The following is a 21,182-nucleotide window of genomic DNA, read 5'->3' as shown; positions in this document are numbered from 1 at the left end:
AGCACGCCTCAGACCGCCTTGCGCAGCCCTCCGAAGGCGAGCTGTGCCACCGCGTCGGCCACCTCGCGCTCGTTCATGCCGCGCCCGTCCGGCCGGTACCACTCCACGATGGAGTTGATCATCCCGAAGACCAGCCGGGTCACCAGGCGCACCTCTATGTCCTCGCGCACGTCCCCGTCGGCCGCCGCCGCCTTCAGCAGCGCGGCCACCCGGTGGTCGAACTCGCGCCTCCGCTCCAGCGCCCACCGCTCGGTGTCCGTGTTGCCGCGCACCCGCAGCAGCAGCGTCACGTACGGCAGCTCGGCGATCAGCACCTCGACCATGCGCCGTACGACGTACTCCAGCCGCTCGGCGGCGCGGCCCGTGCTCGCCCGCTCCTCGTCGAGGATCGCGAAGAGCCCGTCCAGGGCCCGGCTCACCGCGCGGCGCAGCAGTTCCTCCTTGCCGGCCACGTGGTGGTAGATCGACGACTTGGAGATGCCGGCCGCCCTGGAGAGGTGCTCCATGGACGTGCCGTCGTAGCCGCGCTCGTTGAACACCCGCACGGCCACGGACAGCAGCGTCTCCGGGGTGTACGTGTCGCGCCTGGCGGTGGTCATGCGGTGTCCTCCCGCTTGTCGGGGGTGGCGCACGCGTACTGGTAGAGCGCGAGGGACGGCGCGTAGCGGCCGGACGGGTCGATGTCGTGCATCTCCTCCAGCAGGTCGCCGGCCCAGCCCCGGCCGAGGCGGCGGCTCCACTCGAAGGGACCCAGGGGGTAGTTGACGCCCAGCCGCATCGCGGTGTCGACGTCCTCCTCGGTGGCCACGCCCTTGGCGACGGCGTCCACCGCGAGGTCGATGATCCGGGCCACCGTCCGCGCGACGATCATCCCGGGGACGTCCCCGATGACGCTGACCTTCTTGCCGAGCGCCTGGAACAGGCCGGTGGCCTCGGCGACGGTCCGCGCGGAGGTGTCCCGGCAGTGGGACAGGGCGACGCGCGAGGCGGTGCGGTAGTCGAGGGCGAGGTCGAAGTAGACCACGTCGAGGAACTCCACAGAGGCCTGGCCGTCGGCGAGCACCAGCTGTCCGCCGCCGGGCAGGACCAGACGGGTGCCGCTGTCCTCGTCCCGCTCGCGCACCTCGATGCCGGCCTCGCGGATCAGGGCGAGCAGCTCCGCGGCGGGCCCCAGGTCACCCTCGGCGATCACGTACGCGGGCGGTTCCGCGGGCTCGGCGGCGTGCGGCGCGGGGCGCTCGGCGCCGTCGGCGTGGTCGTACCAGCCCCGGCCGGTCTTGCGGCCGAGGCGGCCGGACTCGACCAGCCGGCGCTGGGCCAGGGACGGTGTGAAGCGCACGTCCTGGAAGAAGGACCGCCACACCGAGTGGGTGACGGACTCGTTGACGTCCTGGCCGATGAGGTCGGTCAGCTCGAAGGCACCCATCCGGAAACCGCCGGACTCGCGCAGCACCGCGTCGATGGTCGCCGGGTCGGCGCCCTGGGCCTCGTACACCGCGAAGGCCTCGGCGTAGAAGGGCCGGGCGATCCGGTTGACGATGAAGCCGGGGGTGTCGGCGGAGGCGACAGGTGTCTTGCCCCAGGCGCGGGCCGTCTCGTAGGCGCGGGTGGCGCTGGTGACGTCGGTGGCGAACCCGGAGACGACCTCGACCAGCGGCAGCAGCGGCGCGGGGTTGAAGAAGTGCAGGCCCACGAGGCGCCCGGGCACCCGCAGGGCACCGCCGATCGCCGTGACCGACAGGGAGGAGGTGTTGGTGGCGAGGAGACAGTCGTCAAAGACGACGTCCTCCAGCGCCCGGAACAGCTCCTGCTTGACGTCGAGGCGCTCGACGACGGCCTCGACGACCAGGGAGCAGCCGGCGAGCCCGGCGAGCTCGTCGACGGGCCGGAGCCGGGACCGCGCGGCGTCCCGCTCGGCGGTGGTGAGGCGGTCCTTCTCCACCAGCCGGTCCAGCCGGGCGCCGATCGCGTCGGCCGCCTGACGCGCCTGCCCCGGGTCGGCGTCGTACAGCCGGACGGGATGGCCCGCGACCAGCGCGACCTGGGCGATTCCCTGGCCCATGGTGCCGGTGCCGACCACGGCCACGGGACTGCTGAGGTCGAGTGCTGTCATGTGCGCGATCCTCCCGCACGGGGTTCTCCACGGATGCGGCGGACCCCCTTGTCCCGACCGATCGTTCGGTTACTCTAACTCTGACCGCCCGTTCCTGACTACGTTTCCGCACAGGTCCATGAGCTCGACGAAGAGTTCCTGAGACGAGGAGTTGGTCCCGCATGGCCGCCGAACTCACGGCGCACGAGCTGATCGCCCGCCACCGTCCCACCCTGGACCAGGCGCTGGAAGCGATCCGCACGCGCGCGTACTGGTCCCCGCACCCCGAGCACCCCAAGGCCTACGGGGAGGACGGCAGCCTGGACATGGCGGCGGGCAAGGCCGCCTTCGACGCCCTGCTCGGCACCCGCCTCGACCTCGGCCAGCCGGGCACGGACGGCTGGGTGGACGGCGAGACCTCCCCCTACGGCGTCGAACTGGGCGTGAGCTACCCGCACGCCGACCTCGACGAACTGCTGCCCGCCATGAGGGCCGGGATGCGCGCCTGGCGCGACGCGGGAGCGGAGACCCGCGCGGTGGTGTGCCTGGAGATCCTCAAGCGGATCGCCGACCGGACGATGGAGTTCGCCCAGGCGGTCATGCACACCTCCGGCCAGGCGTTCATGATGGCGTTCCAGGCCGGCGGCCCGCACGCGCAGGACCGCGGCATGGAGGCGGTCGCCTACGCGTACGTGGAGCAGATCCGCACCCCGGACACCGCGGAGTGGACCAAGCCGCAGGGCAAGCGCGACCCGCTCGCGCTCACCAAGCACTTCGTCCCGGTCCCGCGCGGCATCGGCCTGGTCATCGGCTGCAACACCTTCCCGACGTGGAACGGCTACCCGGGCCTGTTCGCCTCCCTGGCCACCGGCAACGCGGTCCTGGTCAAGCCGCACCCCCGCGCGGTGCTGCCGCTCGCGCTGACCGTCCAGGTCGCCCGCCAGGTGCTCGCCGAGGCCGGTTTCGACGCGAACCTGGTGGCGCTGGCCGCCGAGCGGCCCGGCGAGGGCATCGCCAAGACCCTCGCCACCCGCCCGGAGATCCGGATCATCGACTACACCGGCTCCACGGAGTTCGGCGACTGGCTGGAGAACAACGCGCGCCAGGCGCAGGTGTACACCGAGAAGGCCGGCGTCAACACGGTGATCGTGGAGTCGACCGCCGACTACCGGGGGATGCTGTCCAACCTGGCGTTCTCGCTGTCCCTGTACAGCGGCCAGATGTGCACCACCCCGCAGAACCTGCTCGTCCCGCGCGAGGGCATCACCACCGACCAGGGCCCCAAGTCGTTCGACGAGGTCACCGCCGACCTGGCGCAGGCCGTCGACGGCCTGCTCGGCGACGACGCGCGGGCCAACGCACTGCTGGGCGCGCTCGTCAACCCGGACGTCAAGGCCCGCCTGGAGGCCGCGTCCGGGCTCGGCGAGGTCGTCCTCGCCTCCCGTGAGATCACCCACCCGGAGTTCCCGGGCGCGGTGGTGCGCACGCCGGTGATCGTGAAGCTGGACGGCTCCAAGCCGGACGCCGAGGCCGCCTACATGAGCGAGTGCTTCGGCCCGGTCTCCTTCGCCGTCGCCGTCGACTCGGCCGACGACGCGGCCGAGCTGCTGCGGCGCACCATCCGGGAGAAGGGCGCCATGACGGTCGGCGCCTACACGACCTCCCCGGAGGTCGAGGAGACGGTGCGGGAGGTCTGCCTGGAGGAGGCCGCCCAGCTCTCCCTGAACCTCACCGGCGGGGTGTACGTCAACCAGACGGCCGCCTTCTCCGACTTCCACGGCTCCGGCGGCAACCCGGCGGCCAACGCCGCCCTGTGCGACGGCGCGTTCGTCGCCAACCGGTTCCGGGTGGTCGAGGTGCGCCGGGAGGCCTAGGAGACGTGGGGTGCGCCCCCGGTGGTGCTCCAGTGGTACAGCGTCATGGCCACACTGGTCGCGAGGTTGTAGCTGGAGACCTGGGGGCGCATCGGCAGCGCCACCAGGTGGTCGGCCCGCGCGCGCAGCTCCGCCGACAGTCCGCTGCGTTCGGAGCCGAAGGCGAGCAGCGCGTCGTCCGGCAGTCTCAGCGCGCGGATGTCCTCACCCTCGGGGTCCAGCGCGAAGACCGGCCCCGGCGGCAGCTCGTCCACGGTCAGCCGTTCCACGGCGGTGGCGAAGTGCAGTCCCGCCCCGCCGCGCACGACGGTGGGGTGCCAGGGGTCGAGCGTGCCGGTGGTGACGACGCCGGTCGCCCCGAAACCGGCGGCCAGCCGGATCACCGCGCCCGCGTTGCCGAGGTTGCGCGGGTTGTCGAGGACCACCACGGGCGCGGTGCGCGGGGTGTGCGCCAGCTTCTCCAGGTTGCCCGCGCGGGAGGGGCGTGCGGCCAGGGCGGCGACGGCGGTGGGATGCGGACGGGGCACCAGCGAGGCGTACGTCCCCTGGGGCACCTCGGTCAGCAGCGCCGCCAGCGCCTCCCGTACGTCCCCGGCCAGTTCACCGGCGAGCGCGAGCGTCCCGGCCCGGTCCGCGGTGAGCGCCATGCGCACCTCGGCCCCGAAGCGCACGGCGTGCTTCAGGGCGTGGAAGCCGTCGAGCAGGACGGCGTCGCCGGCGAGGCGGTGCCAGGCGGACACGAGGCCGGCCGGGTCCTCGGGTCCCGTGGTGCGGGCGGGGTCGGTCATGGCGTGCAGCCTACGTCCGCGGGGCCGGCGCGCCGCCGGGCGCCGGAGCCGCCGGCGACCGACCGGCGGGCGCGTCGACCGGGGCGTCGGCGGGGGACCGCGGCCCGGGGAGGGACGTCCCGCCCCGGCGCCGGCGCAGTCTCCCGCACGCGCGTCCCGTCAGACCGCCCAGACGCCGCAGGAAGGACGTCGGCAGGAAGACCGCGTCGGCCGCGATCATCGCCAGGGAGAAGAAGGGCAGCCCGAGCACGACGGCGATCACGGCGTGCTCGAGGATCATGAAGCTCAGCAAGGCGTTCTTGACCCGCCGGTTGAACAGGGTGAACGGGAAGGCGACCTGCACGGCGACCGTCGCGTAGGTCACCAGCATCACCATGGTGCCGCTGGCCGACAGCAGGTCCCCCAGGGCCGGCCAGGGGGAGAAGTACTCCAGGTGGAGCGGGTAGTAGACGGCCGTGCCGTCCTGCCAGCGGGAGCCCTGGACCTTGTACCAGCCGGCCGTGGCGTAGATCAGACACGCCTCCGCCATGATGACCAGCAGCGCGCCGTTGTGCACGATGTTCGCGACGACGTCCAGCAGGATCCGCGGCTGGTCCGTCCGGGCACGACGCCCGACCAGCCACCACAGCGCCTGCGCGAGCCACACGGTCCACAGCAGCACCGGTACGAACCGGTCGCCGTCCGTCCGGCCCACGAGTGTCGCGAGGAGCAGCACCGAGCCCAGCACGCCCCACAGGGCGGGACCGACCCGGTCACGCGGGCGGTCCCCTCGCGCGCGTGCCTGCGCCGCGCGGCGGGCGCGCCGCGCGTCCAGCGACCAGACCCGGCCGCAGCGGGTGAACACGAGGTAGATCGCCATCAGGTGCAGGACGTTGTCGCCGCCGTCGCCCATGAAGACGCTGCGGTTCTGCAGTGACAGCACGCCCACCATGAACAGCACCGACAGGGTGCGGGTGCGCCAGCCCAGCAGCAGCAGGAGGCTGAACAGGACGGCCAGCGCGTAGACGGCCTCGAACCACACCCGGCTGTCGGACCACAGCAGCACGGTGAAGGCGTCGTTCGTCGCGACCAGCTGCTCGGCCAGCTCCCAGCTCCACGGGCTGTCGGGCCCGTACAGCTCCTGGCGATGGGGGAACTCGCGCAGCAGGAACAGCAGCCAGGTCAGGCTGAAGCCGATCCGGATCACGGCGGTCTGGTACGGGCCCAGCGCGGAGTCGGTGACGCGGGCGATCGCCCGGGAGAGGGCCAGCGAGAAGCGGTTCACCCGATGCCTCCCCGGGTCTCGTCCTCGGGCAGGGTCCACCAGGGCAGGGTGCGGTGGACGGGCGTGGCGGAGATCGTCTCCCCGCTCCACCCCGGCGGCGGGATGTTCGTGGTGCGCGAGCGGACCTGGACGCGCTCGACGGCACCGTCCGCGCCGGCGGCGTCCGCGCGGTCGAGGCGCATCGCGGTGATCCGGCGCAGGTACGCCTCGGACAGCGCCCCGCGCAGGCCCACCGGCCGGTCGTCGTCGTCGTGCGTCGAGACGAAGAAGTCCCACGCGCGGCGCAGCTCGTTCTGCTGGGTGTGGCTGGGGAGCGGATTGCCGTCGATGGCCCGGCCGTCCCGCGCGGACAGGTCGTACCAGCCGGTGGTCCGTGACGCCCCGTCCGCGGTGCGGATCTCGGCGCGCACCTGGACGGCGACGTTCTGCTGCAGCGGGTTGGGCGCGAACAGCTTCCAGTTCTGCTCGAACTCCGGGTAGACCCAGTTCTCGATCGTCTCGCGGTGCTGCTTGCTGACCGTGTTCGCCGGCGCGACGTGCAGGAACGTCATGCCGAGATGCACACAGACGCCGACGGCGACGACCGCGAGCGCCAGTGCGGCGCCGATCTGGTGGCGCAGGGAGAGGGCGGCCACGCCGGTACGGGGTTCGGCGGGCGGCGCGGTCATGGTCTCGGGGGCGGGGCCGCTCGTGGAGGGGGAGTGCGGCGTGGGTGGTCCGTCCGCCTCGTCGTCGGGGGCGGACGCGGAGGCGCCGGCTGCCGAGGGAGGGGTGCCGGGGGCGGACGGAGGGGTGCCGGGGGCGGACCGGTCCGTCGCGGGAGCGGGCAGGGCGGGGCGTGGGTCCCGCCCGGTGCCCTCCCCCGCAGGCCCGCGCCGGGCGTCCCAGCCCTTGTCGTACGCGTTCATTCCGCCCCGATCCACCGTTCCCGGTCCGTCACTGCTTCCGCCCCGGCCACGAGGTCCGTCCCCTGCCGCCCGCCCGCCCGCGCCGTCGCTGCGCCGCGTCGCACGGAACGGTACTCAGCGCGGGACGCCCGGGCACAGTCCCCCTGCTCCCCCCGTCACGCGGCCACCGCCACACGGGCGCCCGGGCACCGTTGTCCACAGGCGGCACCCGCAGGTTATCCACAGCGGTTGACACCTCGCGGCGCCCGTCCCACCATGGAATCGCACGAACCGAACGATCGGTCGGGAGCGTGCTCCGGGAAGCATCCAGGTCGAGGGGGACCTCATGGCGACAGCAGCCGCCCGCGATACGGCGGGCAGCCGGGCGTACGGCGTGACGGCCGGCGCGGACGACACCGCCGGACACGAGCGCGCCTTCGACGCGGCCGTCGCCGCCGACGAGCGGATCGAGCCGCGCGACTGGATGCCCGACGCCTACCGGGCGACGCTGGTCCGGCAGATCGCGCAGCACGCGCACTCCGAGATCATCGGCATGCAGCCCGAGGCCAACTGGATCACGCGTGCCCCTTCCCTGCGCCGCAAGGCGATCCTGATGGCCAAGGTGCAGGACGAAGCGGGACACGGCCTGTACCTCTACAGCGCCGCCGAGACGCTCGGCACCAGCCGCGAGGAGCTGCTCGACAAACTGCACTCCGGCCGCCAGAAGTACTCCTCGATCTTCAACTACCCGACGCTGACCTGGGCGGACGTCGGCGCCATCGGCTGGCTAGTGGACGGCGCGGCGATCACCAACCAGGTCCCCCTGTGCCGCTGCTCCTACGGACCGTACGCGCGGGCGATGGTCCGCATCTGCAAGGAGGAGTCCTTCCACCAGCGCCAGGGCTACGAGCTGCTGCTGGCCCTGAGCAAGGGCACCCACCAGCAGCACGCGATGGCCCAGGACGCGGTGGACCGCTGGTGGTGGCCGTCACTGATGATGTTCGGCCCGCCCGACGACGAGTCCCAGCACTCCGCGCAGTCGATGGCCTGGAAGATCAAGCGGCACTCCAACGACGAACTGCGCCAGCGCTTCGTCGACATCTGCGTCCCCCAGGCCGCCTCCCTCGGCCTCACCCTGCCCGACCCGGACCTGAAGTGGAACGAGGAGCGCGGGCACCACGACTTCGGCGCCATCGACTGGGCGGAGTTCCGGGACGTCCTCAAGGGCAACGGCCCGTGCAACGAAGAGCGGCTGACCCGGCGCAGGCGAGCCCACGAGGAGGGCGCCTGGGTCAGGGACGCGGCGGCGGCCCACGCGGCCAAGCACTCGAACGGCGAGACAGGAGCTTCGCGAGCATGACCCACACCGACTGGCCCCTGTGGGAGGTCTTCGTGCGCTCGCGCCGGGGACTGTCCCACACCCACGCCGGCAGCCTGCACGCGCCGGACGCCGAACTCGCCCTGCGCAACGCCCGCGACCTGTACACCCGGCGCGGCGAGGGCGTCTCCCTCTGGGTCGTCCCGTCGTCCGCGATCACCGCCTCCTCTCCCGACGAGAAGGACCCCTTCTTCGAGCCGGCCGCCGACAAGCCCTACCGGCACCCGACGTTCTACGAGATCCCCGAGGGGGTGCAGCACCTGTGACGACGACACCCGCCCCCGGCACCGCCGCGGTCACGGCCGCCGCGCTCGCCCTCGGCGACGACGCGCTGGTGCTCTCCCACCGCCTGGGCGAGTGGGCAGGACACGCCCCCGTCCTGGAGGAGGAGGTCGCCCTCGCCAACATCGCGCTGGACCTGCTCGGCCAGGCCCGCGTGCTGCTGTCGATGGCGGGCGACGAGGACGAGCTGGCGTTCCTGCGCGAGGAGCGCGCCTTCCGCAACCTCCAGCTCGTGGAACAGCCGAACGGCGACTTCGCCCACACCATCGCCCGCCAGCTGTTCTTCTCCGCCCACCAGTACCTCCTCTACGGAGAGCTCGCCTCCGGCGACGGCCCGTTCGCCCCGCTGGCCGCGAAGGCCGTCAAGGAGACCGCCTACCACCGCGACCACGCCGAGCAGTGGACGCTGCGCCTCGGCGACGGCACGGACGAGAGCCACGCGCGGATGCAGCGGGCGGTGGACGCACTGTGGCGCTACACCGGCGAGATGTTCCAGCCGGTCGAGGGCGTCGACGTCGACCCGGCCCGCCTGGAGGCGGCCTGGCTGGAGTGGACCGGCCAGGTGCTGCGCCGCGCCACGCTCACGGTGCCCGACGGACCGCGCACGGGAGCGTGGGCGGCCGGCGCGGGCCGGCAGGGCCTGCACACCGAGCCGTTCGGCCGGATGCTCGCCGAGATGCAGCACCTGCACCGCAGCCACCCGGGGGCGGCATGGTGACCGCCACCCCGCTGGAGGCGGAACTCCTGGAACTCGCCGGTTCGGTACCCGACCCCGAACTGCCGGTACTGACCCTGCGCGAACTGGGCGTCGTGCGCGCGGTGCACGCGCACGGTCCGGACTCCGTCGAGGTCGAGCTGACCCCGACGTACACCGGCTGCCCGGCCGTCGAGGCGATGAGCATGGACATCGAGCGCGTCCTGCGCGGACACGGGGTGCGCGAGGTCACGGTGCGCACGGTGCTCGCGCCGGCCTGGTCGACCGACGACATCACCGACGAAGGACGGCGCAAGCTGCGGGAGTTCGGCATCGCCCCGCCGCGTACCGGGGCGGCCTCCGCCGGGCCGGTCCCGGTGGAGCTCGGAGCGACCCGCACCCGGTCCGGACCACCGGCGGACGGCCTCGGCCCCGTCCACTGCCCGCACTGCGGGTCCGCCGAGACCGAACTGCTCAGCCGTTTCTCGTCCACCGCGTGCAAGGCCCTGCGCCGCTGCCTGGCCTGCCGTGAACCGTTCGACCACTTCAAGGAGTTGTGATGGCCCGCTTCCACCGGCTCCGGGTGGCCGCGGTCGACCGGCTCACCGACGACTCCGTCGCCCTCACCCTCGCCGTCCCCCCGGAGGTGCGCGAGGAGTACCGGTACGCGCCCGGCCAGCACCTGGCCCTCAGGCGCACCACCGACGGCGAGGAGATACGCCGCACGTACTCCATCTGCTCCCCCGCCCCCGACGGCGAGGCTCCGAGCACCTTGCGGGTCGGCGTGCGACTGGTCGAGGGGGGCGCCTTCTCGACGTACGCGCTCAAGGAGATCGACCTCGGCGACGAACTCGAGGTGATGACCCCGGCCGGCCGCTTCACGCTCCCTCCCGCGCCCGGCCGGTACGCGGCCGTCGTGGGCGGCAGCGGCATCACGCCGGTGCTGTCGATCGCCTCGACCCTCCTCGCCCGCGAACCGGAGGCCAGGTTCTGCCTGATCCGCAGTGACCGGACGGCCGCCTCCACGATGTTCCTGGAGGAGGTCGCCGATCTGAAGGACCGCTACCCCGAGCGGTTCCACCTGGTGACGGTGCTCTCCCGGGAGGAGCAGCAGGCGGGACTGCCGTCCGGCCGGCTGGACCAGGAGCGGCTGACCGGGCTGCTGCCGGCGCTGCTGCCCGTCGAGCAGGTGGACGGCTGGTTCCTGTGCGGGCCGTACGGGCTGGTCGAAGGCGCCGAGCGGGCGCTGCGCGGCCTGGGCGTCGTCCGATCCCGCATCCACCAGGAGATCTTCCACGTCGACGCCGGTACGGCGTCCGTCACCACCACGCCCGCCCCCGCGCACAGCACGGTCACCGCCCGGCTCGACGGCCGCGGCGGCACCTGGCCCGTCCAGGCAGGGGAGTCCCTGCTGGACACGGTGCTGCGCAACCGGCCCGACGCGCCCTACGCCTGCAAGGGCGGGGTGTGCGGCACCTGCCGCGCCTTCCTCGTCTCGGGCGAGGTGCGGATGGACCGCAACTACGCCCTGGAGTCGGAGGAGACGGAGGCCGGCTATGTCCTGGCCTGCCAGTCCCGTCCGGTGACGGAGCGGGTGGAGCTGGACTTCGACCGGTAGGAAGGCTCCCGCTACAGGACGTGCCCCGGCTCTCCGTCGTCGGTGACGACGGGGCGGCCAGCGGACTCCCACACCTGCATGCCGCCGTGCACGTTGACGGCGTCGATGCCCTGCTGGGCCAGGTACATCGTGACCTGCGCCGACCGTCCGCCGGAGCGGCAGATCACATGGACCCGGCCGTCCTGGGGGGCGGCCTCGGTCAGCTCGCCGTAGCGGGCCACGAACTCGCTGATGGGGATGTGCAGCGCCCCTTCGGCGTGACCGGCCTTCCACTCGTCGTCCTCCCGGACGTCCAGCAGGAAGTCGCCGTCCTTGAGGTCCGTGACCTGGACCGTGGGCACACCAGCTCCAAAACTCATGCCCACGACGCTACCCGACCGGGCGGGGCCGGGTTCAGGCCAGCAGGGCCGCCAGCTCGGCCTCGCGTTCGGCCACCTGGGCGCGCAACTGGCCGGCGATGTCCTCGAGCAGCTGGTCGGGGTCCTCGGGCGCGAGACGCAGCATCGAGCCGATGGCGCTCTCCTCGAGCTCCTTGGCGACCAGGGTGAGCAGTTCCTTGCGCCGGGAGAGCCATTCGAGGCGGGCGTAGAGCTCCTCACCGGCGCTCGGCAGGCGCTTCAGCTCCGGTCCCCTGGCCCACTCCTCGGCGAGTTCGCGCAGTTCGGCCTCGCTGCCACGGGCGTAGGCGGCGTTGACGCGGGTGATGAACTCCTCGCGGCGGGCGCGCTCGGTGTCTTCCTGCGCCAGGTCCGGGTGTGCCTTGCGGGCGAGCTCCCGGTAGAGCTTGCGGGCCTCCTCGCTGGGCCTCACCCGCTGCGGGGGCCGCACCGGCTGGTCGGTGAGCATGGCGGTGGCCTCGGGGAACAGGCCGTCCCCATCCATCCAGCCGTTCATCAGCTCTTCGACGCCGGGGATCGGCAGGAGCCGGGCGCGTGCCTCGTCGGCCCGGCGCCGGTCCTCGGGATCGTCGCTGCGGGCCGCCTTCGCCTCCAGGATCCGGGCGTCCAGCTCCTCGAGGCGGGCGTAGACGGGGCCGAGCTTCTGTTCGTGCAGCCGGGAGAAGTTCTCGACCTCGACGCGGAAGGTCTCCACCGCGATCTCGAACTCGATCAGCGCCTGCTCGGCCGCCCGGACGGCCTGTTCCAGCCGGTCCTCGGGCCGCGCCGCGCCCTCGCCGCCGGGCGTCCGCTCCGCGCCGGCGCCGCCGGCCTGCTCACCTTCCGAGGTCGTCACCCGGACAGCGTAGGCCACCGGCCAGGGGTGACACGCCCCGCTCCGGCGGCGCATGCCCCTGCCCGGGCCCGGCACCGCTCACACCCCCGCCTCCGCTGCGATCCGCCCCGACCTCACCGCCGTGACCAGTTCGGTGTGGTCCGCCTCCGTGAGGTCGGCGTAGGCGACGGCGAATGCGGCCACCGCCTCGTCCAGCTCGTCGTTCTTGCCGCAGTACCCGGCGATCAGCCGGGGGTCGGCGCTGTGGGAGTGGGCGCGGGCCAGCAGGGCGCCCGTCATCCGGGCGTAGTCGTCGACCTGGTCGGCGGCCAGGGCGGCCGGGTCGACACTGCCCTTGCGGTTGCGGAACTGGCGCACCTGGTAGGGCCGGCCGTCGACCGTCGTCCAGCCGAGCAGGCTGTCGCTGATCACCTGCATCCGCTTCTGGCCGTCGACCACGCGCCGGCCCTCGTGCCCGGCCCCGGGCACCTCGAAGCCGGCCGTCGGCAGGTGCGGGACGAGCGCCGAGGGGCGGGCCTCCTTCACCTGGAGGACCAGCGGCTCGCCCCGGTGGTCGAGGAGCAGCACGACGTAGGAGCGGGTTCCCACGCTGCCGGTGCCGACGACGCGGAACGCCACGTCGTGCACGGCGTGCCGGGCGAGCAGCGGGTGGCGGTCCGGCGGGAGCGTACCGAGGTACTCCTCCAGGGAGGCGGCCACCTCGGCGGCCTCGGCGTCCGGTATCCGGCGCAGTACCGGCGGCGCGTCGACGAAGCGGCGCCCGCCGTCCGCGCCTGCCTCGGTGGACTTGGCCGCGAACCGGCCGCTGGTGTTGGCGCGGGCCTTCTCGGAGACCCGCTCCAGGGTGCCGAGCAGGTCGTGGGCGTCGGCGTGGGAGACGAGTTCCTCGTCCGCGATGGCGTTCCAGGCGTCCAGCGCCGGAAGCCTGGACAGCAGCCGCATGGTGCGCCGGTAGGCGCCCGCCGTGTCGTGGGCGGCCGCGCGGCAGGTGTCCTCGTCCGCGCCGGCCTCCCGCCCGGCGAGCACCAGTGAGGTGGCGAGCCGCTTGAGGTCCCATTCCCAGGGGCCGTACACGGTCTCGTCGAAGTCGTTCAGGTCGATGACCAGGCGGCCGCGCGCGTCCCCGTAGAGACCGAAGTTGGCCGCGTGGGCGTCCCCGCAGATCTGGGCGCCGATCCCGGTCACGGGGGTGCGGGCCAGGTCGTACGCCATGAGGCCGGCCGATCCGCGCAGGAACGCGAACGGTGTCGCCGCCATCCTGCCCACCCGGAGCGGGGTGAGCTCGGGCAGCCTGCCGCGGCTGGACTCCTCGACGGCGCTCACCGCGCCGGGGCGTGAGGCGTCCGGGTCGAGGGTGGCGTGCGCGCCGCGCGGGACCTGGGCGCGCAGGGCCTTGCCCTCCCGCTTGGGCGAGCCCGCGGCCGGCCACTCGGCGAACCCGAGGACCCGCGGCAGGCGCCGCCCCGGATCCGCTGGATCCGCGCGCCCGGCCACGTCGTCGGCCCCGTCCGCCCCGGACACCAGCTCGGTCACGGCAACCGCCTCCCCCGTACACATGCGTGCCGTCCACACGCGTCCACATCGATCGTGCCGACCGTACAACCGGTGGCCGAAAAGCGTCAGACCCTGTGGACAACTCCGGCCTGTGGACAACCGGGCCCCGCCGCCCTGTGGACATCCGCCTCCGCCGCCGGCGTCCACGGGCCCGTCCAGGACCGTCCACGGCTGATTCGGCCCGTCCGGAACCGCCCCCATGGCTGATCGACCGTCCAGGACCCCCACGGGCGGCCTCACGGGGGCTACCCGCGCCGCCCGCGGGCCTGCCGCCCCGTCCGCCCGCGCCTACCCCGCCTCGGCCACGTCCCCCGCCGCCCGCAGCGAGTGTCCCTCGGCGAGCAGCCGTGCGGCGCGGTCCTCCGAGATGTCCAGCCGGGTCAGCACCGCGGGGACGGCGATGCCGGGCAGTATGTGCTGGAACAGCACCACGGCCCGTTGTTCCAGGTCCTGCCGCTGGCAGCGCACCTGCGACAGCAGCTGCACGCCCGAGAAGCTGGCGACGAGCAGTTCCGCCGTCTCCGTCGGGTCGACGTGCGGCAGCAGTTCGCCGCACGTCTTCGCCTCGGCCAGGGTCCGGGTGGTCTGGTCGATCCACATGCCGAACGCCGGAGTGCGGTCCAGCCCCAGTGCGCCCTGGTCCAGGGCCAGTCCGACACTCGCCCGCACCAGCGGCTCGGTCCGCAGCCGCGTGGCCAGCACCAGGCCGGAGTCGACGAGCTCCTGCAGCTTGCTCGACTGGGGCGGCAGGGAGATCGCCAGCTGCTCCTCGAACACACCGAGCGCCAGCTCCTCCTTGGAGCCGAAGTGGAAGTACAGCGCGCCCTTGGTGACCCCGGCCCGCTCCAGGATCTCCCCGATCGTCGCCGAGGTGTACCCGCGCTCGTCGAAGACGGCGGCCGCCGCCTCCAGAATGGTCCGCCGGGTGCGGATGGCGCGCTCCTGTCGGGCCATCGGGTGCCTCCTGATCTGCGTGGATCCTCGTGGATCTCGTGGTCGCACCGTGCAGCCGCCGCTGGGCCGGCGCGGGGAACCACCGTGCGGTCGGTCGCACGGTGCGGGGCGCACGGGCTCGAATCCGGCGATGTGGATCACCCTTGGAAAAAAACCGTCCCGTCCGTATCTTAGTGCGAATCGACCGGAGCCAGACTGCCGATCCCGGGGGTTTCCCATGCCGCAGCCGGATTCCTCGAGCGCACCCAGGGAGGATCAGACCGGACAGCGGGCCTCACCCGCAACCGGCGCCGGTCCGGCACCCGCCCGCACTCTCGTCACACCGGAACTCGCCCACCGGCCCCGCGCCGAGGACGTCTTCCCGGCCTCCTGGGTCCGGCTCGCGGACGACCGCTTCCGCGTCACCGCGCACTGGCCCGCCCGTCACAGCTTCTTCGGTCCCGTCGACGACCGCCACCAGGATCCGATGATCGTCGGTGAAACGTTGCGCCAGACCTCGATGGCGCTGGCACACGCCGAGTTCGGCGCCCCCGCGGACACCCGCTTCGTCATGCACGATCTGGAGGTCTCCACCGACCCCGCCGCCCTGCTGCTCGCCGACGCCGCCGAACCGGTCACCGTCGACGTCGTCTGTTCCGAGGTGCGCCGCCGGGGCCGCGGCCTGAACGGCATGCGCACCACGATGGAGTTCCGCCGCGCGGGGCGGCTCGTCGCCCGCGGCACCGGCAGCACGGGCTGCGTCTCCCCGGCCGCCTACCGCCGTTTGCGCGCGTCCCGGCCCGCTGCCCCGGAGGGCACCCGAATACCGCTGCCCGCGCCGGTCGCACCCCGGCGAGTGGGCCGCCACCGCGAGGACGACGTCGTCCTCGCCCCGTCCGACCGGCCCGGCACCTGGCTGCTGCGCGTCGACACGCGGCACCCGGTGCTCTTCGCCCGCCCCAACGACCACGTCCCCGGCATGGTCCTGTTCGAGGCCGCCCGCCAGGCGGCCGCCGCGGCCTCCGGCCGGCTGCCCTTCCTGCCCTCCGGACTCTCCGTCTCCTTCCGCCGCTACGCCGAACTGGACAGCCCGTGCCTGATCGACACCGAGGTGCTCGACAAGGGCGAGGGCGAGGTGACGGTACGGGTCTCGGGACGCCAGGACGACCAGCCCGTCTTCGACGCCACCCTCACCTGTGCGCCCACCGCCCCGGTACGGTCACCGACGTGACCACGGACGTCCTGATCACCGGTGCGACGGGCTTCATCGGCAGCCGGGTCGCCGCGGCGGCCCGCGAGCGCCCCGGTGTCCGCGTGACGCTGCTGTCCCGCCGTACGCGGGATGGAGGCAGGGCCGCCGGGACCGTGTTCGGCGACCTCGCCGATCCCCGCACCCTGCACGGCGGATGCGCCGGCGTCGACGTCCTCGTCCACTGCGCCTCCCGGGTGGGAGGCGACCCGGAGTCCGCCGCGGCCGTCAACGACCTCGGCACGAAGGCGTTGGTGGAAGAGGCCGTACGAGCCGGCGTGCGCAGGATCGTGTACGTGAGCACCACGGCCGTCCACGGCCGGGGCCCCTTCCACGGCGCACGGCCCGGCGAGGCCCCGATCGCGCCCGTCTCCGCCACCAGCCGCACCCGCGCGGCGGCGGAACGGCACGTCCTCGACGCGGGCGGCCTGGTACTGCGCCCGCACCTGGTGCACGGCGAGGGCGACCACTGGGTGATCCCCGGACTGGTGGCCCTGCTGCGGACGCTGTCCGCGTCGATCACCGGCTGCACGGCCGTCCAGTCGATGATCGACGTCGGCACCCTGGGCCGGGCGGTCGTCGCCGCGGCGCTGTCCCCGCACCTCGGGCCCGGGGTCCGTTACGTCGGCCACCCGGACCCCGTGCCCGTCTCCGAGCTGCTCGCGGCCGTCCGCGACCAGGTGGAGCGGGTCGGCGACGGTGCCTCGGTGGACGTGGCCACCGCCCGCGCGCGTGCGGCCGGATCGCCCCGCGCACTGCACCACCTCGACATGCTCACCGTGGACCACTGGTTCGCGGACGACGGCTTCTGGAAGGGCGTGGACCACCCGCCCGGCGAGGACTTCGCGACCACCTTCGCCCGCGCGGCACCCTGGTACCGGTCATACCTGGCGGACGGCCGACAACAGGGACCGGGCGGCCGGCAGACCGTCCCGTCGGTTTTCCCCCATCCGTGAAGCCTCGGGCGAGCTAGGTCCGCAGGAACGCCGGCACCGTCGGCACCCGCCGGTGCGTCCCGCCCGCCGGCGGCAGGTTCAGCTCGGTGAAGATGCTGCCGATGTGCTTGCCGACGGCCGCCTCCGACACCACCGGCTCCCGTGCGATCGAGCCGTTCGGCCTGCCCTCGGCCATGAGCGCGAGCACCTCCGCACCCGCGGTGCGACCGGTCCTTCCGCAGGTAGCCGACGCCCGTGCCGTCGCCCGAGTCCAGCGGGTCGGAGGCGTACCGGCGCCGCACGTACTGGCTGAGGACGAGGACCGGCAGCGCCGGCCGCTCGGTGCGCGGCGCACGGCCGCGTCACCCTGCGCCGGCCCGCCCTGTGGTCGGTCGCCCCTCGCGAGTAGGCCCCGCCCGGTCCCGCACTCCGCGTCGGCCCGGACGGCGGTGCGACCCGCGTCCCTGCCCGTGCCGCGGCGCCCGGGCAGGGACGCGGCGGGGCCGCGGGGCGGACTCCGCGCCAGGGCCGCGCCCGACGCCTCCGGGCACTGTCACCCGGCGGAAGGGCCGTGAGATACCTCACGCACGGAGCCCACGTAGCGCCTGGCCAGGCGGTGTGGGATGCCTCACAACGATCACGACCACGAGAAACGGGCCCCTACCCGGCGACTTCCGTCACCGGGAGGGACCCGTTTCACAGGAACCTCGTTGTGCGCGAGGGGGGAGTTGAACCCCCACGCCCTTGCGGGCACTGGAACCTGAATCCAGCGCGTCTGCCTATTCCGCCACCCGCGCATTGGGTGTGTCTTCGAGCCTTGCCCTTGCGGGCCGTGCGCCTTCCGACACCCAGAACATTAGCACGCTGATCGGGGTGGATTCACATCCCTTTCCCTGCCCCCGGCCCGACCGGCCAGGACCTCCCGCGACCGCTCCGCACGGGCCGTCCCGCGCGCCCCGCACGGGCGCGCGCCGTGCAACGACGACGCCTGCTTCACGTATCAACCTCGTACCGGTAGCCCTCGTCTCCCCAACAGCCGGACGGAGTCCACAGTCAGGTGCGGGACACTGGTCAACGGCCCCCTCTACGATCCATGGCAGAACTACGCGCACGCGCACGGCCGGAGGAGTTCGAAAGGGAGCCCCGGAGGGAACTTCGTCAGGCGTCGACACCCGTCGGCCGTGCGGACGGGGGGAACCAGCCGATCGGGCGACGCGTGGATACGATCAGTAAGCAGTACCAGGTAAGCGGTGCACGAAAGAGTGCACGGGGCAGTACACAGGACGGCAGCGACGGAGGAGGTGCCCCATGGGAGTCCTGAAGAAGTTCGAGCAGCGTCTCGAAGGTCTGGTCAACGGCACCTTCGCCAAGGTGTTCAAGTCCGAGGTGCAGCCCGTGGAGATCGCGGGAGCGCTCCAGCGGGAGTGCGACAACAACGCCACCATCTGGAACCGCGACCGCACCGTCGTGCCCAACGACTTCATCGTCGAGCTGAGCACCCCGGACTTCGAGCGCCTCAGCCCCTACTCCGGCCAGCTCGGCGACGAGCTCGCCGGCATGGTGCGCGACTACGCCAAGCAGCAGCGCTACACCTTCATGGGCCCCATCAAGGTCCACCTGGAGAAGGCTGACGACCTCGACACCGGTCTGTACCGGGTGCGCAGCCGTACGCTCGCCTCCTCCGCCAGCCAGGCCCCCGGAGCGGGCGGCCCCGCGGCCGCGGGCCCCGGCGCCCCGCCGGCCGGCCGTCCCGGTGGCTACGGCTACCCGCCGGCCACGCCCGGGGGCGCCCCGCCCATGCCGGCCGCGCCGCCCCCGGGCGGCAGGCCCGGCGGTTACGGCTACCCGCAGCCCGCGGGCGGCCAGCGGCCCCCCGCCGCACCCGCGTCCGGCGGACGCACCCGCTACTGGATCGAGATCAACGGCACCCGCCACCAGATCTCCCGCGCCACCCTCGTGATGGGCCGCTCCACCGAGGCCGACGTGCGGATCGACGACCCCGGCGTCTCCCGCCGGCACTGCGAGATCCGGACCGGAACGCCCTCGACGATCCAGGATCTGGGATCCACCAACGGCATCGTGGTGGACGGACAGCACACCACCCGCGCTACGCTCCGCGACGGCTCGCGGATCGTCGTGGGCAGCACCACCGTTATCTATAGGCAAGCCGAAGGGTGAAGCGGGGGCAATGTCAGAGCTGACCCTCACGGTCATGCGGCTGGGGTTCCTGGCCGTACTGTGGCTGTTCGTGATCGTGGCCGTGCAGGTCATCCGGAGCGACCTGTTCGGGACCCGCGTCACCCAGCGCGGATCACGGCGGGACGCCGGCCGGGCCCCGCAGGCCTCCCGCCAGGCACCGCCGCAGCAGCGCCAGCAGTCCGGCGGCGGACGCCGCGGCCGCAACACCCCCACCAAACTGGTCGTGACCGAGGGCACCCTCACCGGTACCACCGTCGCCCTCCAGGGCCAGACCATCAGCCTGGGCCGGGCGCACGACAGCACGATCGTGCTGGACGACGACTACGCCTCCAGCCGCCATGCCAGGATCTACCCGGACCGCGACGGCCAGTGGATCGTCGAGGACCTGGGCTCCACCAACGGCACCTACCTGGACCGGACCCGGCTGACGACCCCGACGCCGATCTCGCTGGGCGCACCGATCCGCATCGGCAAGACCGTCATCGAGCTGCGGAAGTAGTGCTACACCAATGAATGAGCGCGAGCGGAGCGAGCACGCAGTGGGGGCCCCCACCCAGGGGCCCGGCGCGCTCCCGACCGGAGGGTGGGCAGTGTGGCTCGACACGACCGGCTGTACCCGGAGCCGACGGGCGAGGTGCGCATGAGTCTGTCCCTGCGCTTCGCCGCCGGATCGCACAAAGGCATGATCCGGGAGGGCAACGAGGACTCCGGTTACGCCGGTCCCCGCCTGCTCGCCATCGCCGACGGCATGGGCGGCGCAGCGGCCGGCGAGGTCGCCTCCTCCGAGGCGATCTCCACCATCGTCGCGCTCGACGACGACGTCCCCGGCTCCGACCTGCTCACCTCCCTCGGCACGGCCGTCCAGCGGGCCAACGACCAGCTGCGCATGATGGTCGAGGAGGACCCCCAGCTCGAGGGCATGGGCACCACCCTGACCGCCCTGCTGTGGACCGGCCAGCGCCTCGGCATGGTGCACGTCGGCGACTCCCGCGCCTACCTCCTGCGCGACGGCGTCCTCACCCAGATCACCCAGGACCACACCTGGGTGCAGCGTCTGGTCGACGAGGGCCGCATCACTGAGGAGGAGGCCACCACCCACCCGCAGCGGTCCCTGCTGATGCGGGCCCTCGGCAGCGGCGAACACGTCGAACCCGACCTGTCCATCCGCGAGGTGCGGGCCGGCGACCGGTACCTGATCTGCTCCGACGGCCTGTCCGGCGTGGTCTCCCACCAGACCCTCGAGGACACCCTGGCCGGCTACCAGGGCCCCGAGGACACCGTCCAGAACCTGATCGAGCTGGCGCTGCGCGGCGGCGGCCCCGACAACATCACCGTGATCGTCGCCGACGTCCTGGACCTCGACACCGGCGACACCCTCGCCGGACAGCTGTCCGACACCCCGGTCGTCGTCGGCGCCGTCGCGGAGAACCAGAACCAGCTCCACGACAACGGCATCATGCAGACGCCCGCCGGGCGCGCCTCCGGACTCGGCCGCCGGCGTTCCCAGGGCGGCGGCGAGTTCGGCCCGCCCGGCAGCGGCGACGTCACCGGCTTCATCCCCACCGACGGCTTCGGCTACGACGACGGCGACTTCGTCAAGCCCGCCAAGAACCGCCGGTGGCTCAAGAGGTCCGTGTACGGCCTGCTCACGCTCGCCGTCCTCGGCGGCGCCCTGTACGGCGGCTGGCGCTGGACCCAGACGCAGTACTACGTGGGCACCAAGGGCGAGCACGTCGCGCTCTACCGGGGCATCAGCCAGGACCTGGCCTGGGTCTCGCTCTCGAAGGTCGAGAAGGACCACCCCGAGATCGAACTCAAGTACCTGCCGCCCTACCAGCGCAAGCTGGTCGAGGCGACCATCGCCGAAGGCGACCTGTACGGCGCGCGGAAGAAGATCGAGGAACTGTCGGTCCAGGCCTCCGCGTGCCAGAAGCAGGCCGAGCGGCGCGCCGCCGAGAGCGAGAAGAGCGCGAAGACCGGCGAGGGCGAGGCCGGAGGCACCACGGGAACCACGCCCGTCTCCTTCACGTCCAAGGCTTCGCCGTCGCCGACCTCCTCGGGATCGGCGAAGGCCCCGGAGCAGTCCACGCCCCCGTCCACGACCGCACCCACTTCCAGCCCCGGCCCCAGCCTCTCGGAGGAAGAGCAGAAGGTCGTCTCGCTGTGCGGTAAGCAGTAGGCAAGCCGTGAGAGGCCCTGTCA

20 protein-coding genes, 1 tRNA gene and 1 pseudogene are annotated in these 21,182 nt (G+C 73.0%); 11 read left to right on the top strand and 11 right to left on the bottom strand.

Annotation, left to right across the window (positions count from 1 at the left end):
* Positions 1–8 precede the first annotated feature (8 nt).
* Complete coding sequence (locus ACZ6A9_RS09570; RefSeq protein ID WP_468981559.1) at positions 9–599, bottom strand: TetR/AcrR family transcriptional regulator; 591 nt, start codon at positions 597–599, stop codon at positions 9–11.
* Positions 596–2,113: a 3-hydroxyacyl-CoA dehydrogenase gene (locus ACZ6A9_RS09565; RefSeq protein ID WP_468981555.1), complete on the bottom strand. Its 1,518-nt coding sequence runs from the start codon at positions 2,111–2,113 to the stop codon at positions 596–598. The genes ACZ6A9_RS09570 and ACZ6A9_RS09565 overlap by 4 nt, the downstream gene beginning before the upstream one ends.
* Before the next feature lie 161 nt (positions 2,114–2,274).
* On the opposite strand from ACZ6A9_RS09565, the gene paaN reads away from it, so the two are divergent.
* Complete coding sequence (gene paaN / locus ACZ6A9_RS09560; RefSeq protein WP_468981549.1) at positions 2,275–3,966, top strand: phenylacetic acid degradation protein PaaN; 1,692 nt, start codon at positions 2,275–2,277, stop codon at positions 3,964–3,966.
* Here paaN and ACZ6A9_RS09555 read toward each other — a convergent pair.
* From ACZ6A9_RS09555 to ACZ6A9_RS09545, 3 genes are read right to left on the bottom strand one after another with little or no spacing between them, the layout of a single operon-like run.
* Complete coding sequence (locus ACZ6A9_RS09555) at positions 3,963–4,754, bottom strand: TrmH family RNA methyltransferase (RefSeq protein ID WP_468981544.1); 792 nt, start codon at positions 4,752–4,754, stop codon at positions 3,963–3,965. The genes paaN and ACZ6A9_RS09555 overlap by 4 nt on opposite strands.
* A 10-nt stretch (positions 4,755–4,764) precedes the next feature.
* On the bottom strand, positions 4,765–6,018 hold the full coding sequence (locus ACZ6A9_RS09550) for an HTTM domain-containing protein (RefSeq protein WP_468981539.1): 1,254 nt from the start codon (positions 6,016–6,018) through the stop codon (positions 4,765–4,767).
* Complete coding sequence (locus ACZ6A9_RS09545; protein WP_468981536.1) at positions 6,015–6,926, bottom strand: DUF5819 family protein; 912 nt, start codon at positions 6,924–6,926, stop codon at positions 6,015–6,017. The genes ACZ6A9_RS09550 and ACZ6A9_RS09545 overlap by 4 nt, the downstream gene beginning before the upstream one ends.
* Before the next feature lie 325 nt (positions 6,927–7,251).
* On the opposite strand from ACZ6A9_RS09545, the gene paaA reads away from it, so the two are divergent.
* Genes paaA through paaE form a run of 5 tightly spaced genes read left to right on the top strand, consistent with a single transcriptional unit; the run spans position 7,252 to position 10,877 of the window.
* Positions 7,252–8,265, top strand: a complete 1,014-nt coding sequence (gene paaA / locus ACZ6A9_RS09540) for a 1,2-phenylacetyl-CoA epoxidase subunit PaaA (protein ID WP_468981534.1) — start codon at positions 7,252–7,254, stop codon at positions 8,263–8,265.
* Positions 8,262–8,549 carry a 1,2-phenylacetyl-CoA epoxidase subunit PaaB gene (gene paaB / locus ACZ6A9_RS09535; protein ID WP_103543825.1) on the top strand — a complete coding sequence of 96 codons (288 nt, stop codon included), beginning with the start codon at positions 8,262–8,264 and terminating at the stop codon, positions 8,547–8,549. The genes paaA and paaB overlap by 4 nt, the downstream gene beginning before the upstream one ends.
* Positions 8,546–9,283, top strand: a complete 738-nt coding sequence (gene paaC / locus ACZ6A9_RS09530) for a 1,2-phenylacetyl-CoA epoxidase subunit PaaC (protein ID WP_468981530.1) — start codon at positions 8,546–8,548, stop codon at positions 9,281–9,283. Before paaB ends, paaC begins: the two co-directional genes overlap by 4 nt.
* A complete protein-coding gene (paaD, locus tag ACZ6A9_RS09525; protein ID WP_468981528.1) occupies positions 9,277–9,819 on the top strand; it encodes a 1,2-phenylacetyl-CoA epoxidase subunit PaaD in 543 nt (180 codons plus the stop codon). Before paaC ends, paaD begins: the two co-directional genes overlap by 7 nt.
* Positions 9,819–10,877: a 1,2-phenylacetyl-CoA epoxidase subunit PaaE gene (gene paaE, locus ACZ6A9_RS09520; RefSeq protein ID WP_468981521.1), complete on the top strand. Its 1,059-nt coding sequence runs from the start codon at positions 9,819–9,821 to the stop codon at positions 10,875–10,877. The genes paaD and paaE overlap by 1 nt, the downstream gene beginning before the upstream one ends.
* A gap of 11 nt (positions 10,878–10,888) precedes the next feature.
* Here the strand turns inward: paaE and ACZ6A9_RS09515 are convergent, their stop codons facing one another.
* From ACZ6A9_RS09515 to ACZ6A9_RS09500, 4 genes are all read right to left on the bottom strand, one after another.
* Complete coding sequence (locus tag ACZ6A9_RS09515; RefSeq protein ID WP_468982903.1) at positions 10,889–11,218, bottom strand: rhodanese-like domain-containing protein; 330 nt, start codon at positions 11,216–11,218, stop codon at positions 10,889–10,891.
* A 52-nt stretch (positions 11,219–11,270) separates the two neighbouring features.
* Positions 11,271–12,110, bottom strand: coding sequence for a J domain-containing protein (locus ACZ6A9_RS09510; protein WP_468981515.1), 840 nt, complete (start codon positions 12,108–12,110; stop codon positions 11,271–11,273).
* 78 nt (positions 12,111–12,188) lie between these two features.
* Complete coding sequence (locus ACZ6A9_RS09505; RefSeq protein WP_468981510.1) at positions 12,189–13,667, bottom strand: DUF2252 domain-containing protein; 1,479 nt, start codon at positions 13,665–13,667, stop codon at positions 12,189–12,191.
* A 285-nt stretch (positions 13,668–13,952) separates the two neighbouring features.
* The gene (locus ACZ6A9_RS09500; protein ID WP_468981505.1) at positions 13,953–14,618 is read right to left on the bottom strand and encodes a ScbR family autoregulator-binding transcription factor; all 666 of its coding nucleotides are present in this window, start codon (positions 14,616–14,618) and stop codon (positions 13,953–13,955) included.
* Between the two features lie 217 nt (positions 14,619–14,835).
* On the opposite strand from ACZ6A9_RS09500, the gene ACZ6A9_RS09495 reads away from it, so the two are divergent.
* The gene (locus ACZ6A9_RS09495) at positions 14,836–15,828 is read left to right on the top strand and encodes a ScbA/BarX family gamma-butyrolactone biosynthesis protein (RefSeq protein WP_468981499.1); all 993 of its coding nucleotides are present in this window, start codon (positions 14,836–14,838) and stop codon (positions 15,826–15,828) included.
* The gene (locus tag ACZ6A9_RS09490; protein WP_468981492.1) at positions 15,825–16,802 is read left to right on the top strand and encodes an NAD-dependent epimerase/dehydratase family protein; all 978 of its coding nucleotides are present in this window, start codon (positions 15,825–15,827) and stop codon (positions 16,800–16,802) included. Before ACZ6A9_RS09495 ends, ACZ6A9_RS09490 begins: the two co-directional genes overlap by 4 nt.
* 13 nt (positions 16,803–16,815) lie before the next feature.
* On the opposite strand, the pseudogene ACZ6A9_RS09485 reads toward ACZ6A9_RS09490, so the two are convergent.
* Together ACZ6A9_RS09485 and ACZ6A9_RS09480 are read right to left on the bottom strand one after the other, a co-directional pair.
* Positions 16,816–17,128 (bottom strand): annotated as a pseudogene (locus ACZ6A9_RS09485) (LuxR C-terminal-related transcriptional regulator); the annotation flags it as partial.
* Positions 17,129–17,494: 366 nt separating this feature from the next.
* A tRNA-Leu gene (locus ACZ6A9_RS09480) sits at positions 17,495–17,578 on the bottom strand.
* Positions 17,579–18,089: 511 nt separating this feature from the next.
* Here ACZ6A9_RS09480 and ACZ6A9_RS09475 point away from each other — a divergent pair.
* The 3 genes from ACZ6A9_RS09475 (at position 18,090) to ACZ6A9_RS09465 (ending at position 21,159) form a co-directional block, all read left to right on the top strand.
* Positions 18,090–18,959: an FhaA domain-containing protein gene (locus tag ACZ6A9_RS09475; protein WP_468981486.1), complete on the top strand. Its 870-nt coding sequence runs from the start codon at positions 18,090–18,092 to the stop codon at positions 18,957–18,959.
* Positions 18,960–18,969: 10 nt separating this feature from the next.
* On the top strand, positions 18,970–19,479 hold the full coding sequence (locus ACZ6A9_RS09470; protein ID WP_189557308.1) for an FHA domain-containing protein FhaB/FipA: 510 nt from the start codon (positions 18,970–18,972) through the stop codon (positions 19,477–19,479).
* Positions 19,480–19,572: 93 nt separating this feature from the next.
* Complete coding sequence (locus ACZ6A9_RS09465) at positions 19,573–21,159, top strand: Stp1/IreP family PP2C-type Ser/Thr phosphatase (RefSeq protein WP_468981479.1); 1,587 nt, start codon at positions 19,573–19,575, stop codon at positions 21,157–21,159.
* Positions 21,160–21,182 lie beyond the last annotated feature (23 nt).

Source organism: Streptomyces sp. NPDC041124, from assembly GCF_055592385.1.
This window is presented reverse-complemented; position numbering and strand designations above follow the sequence as displayed.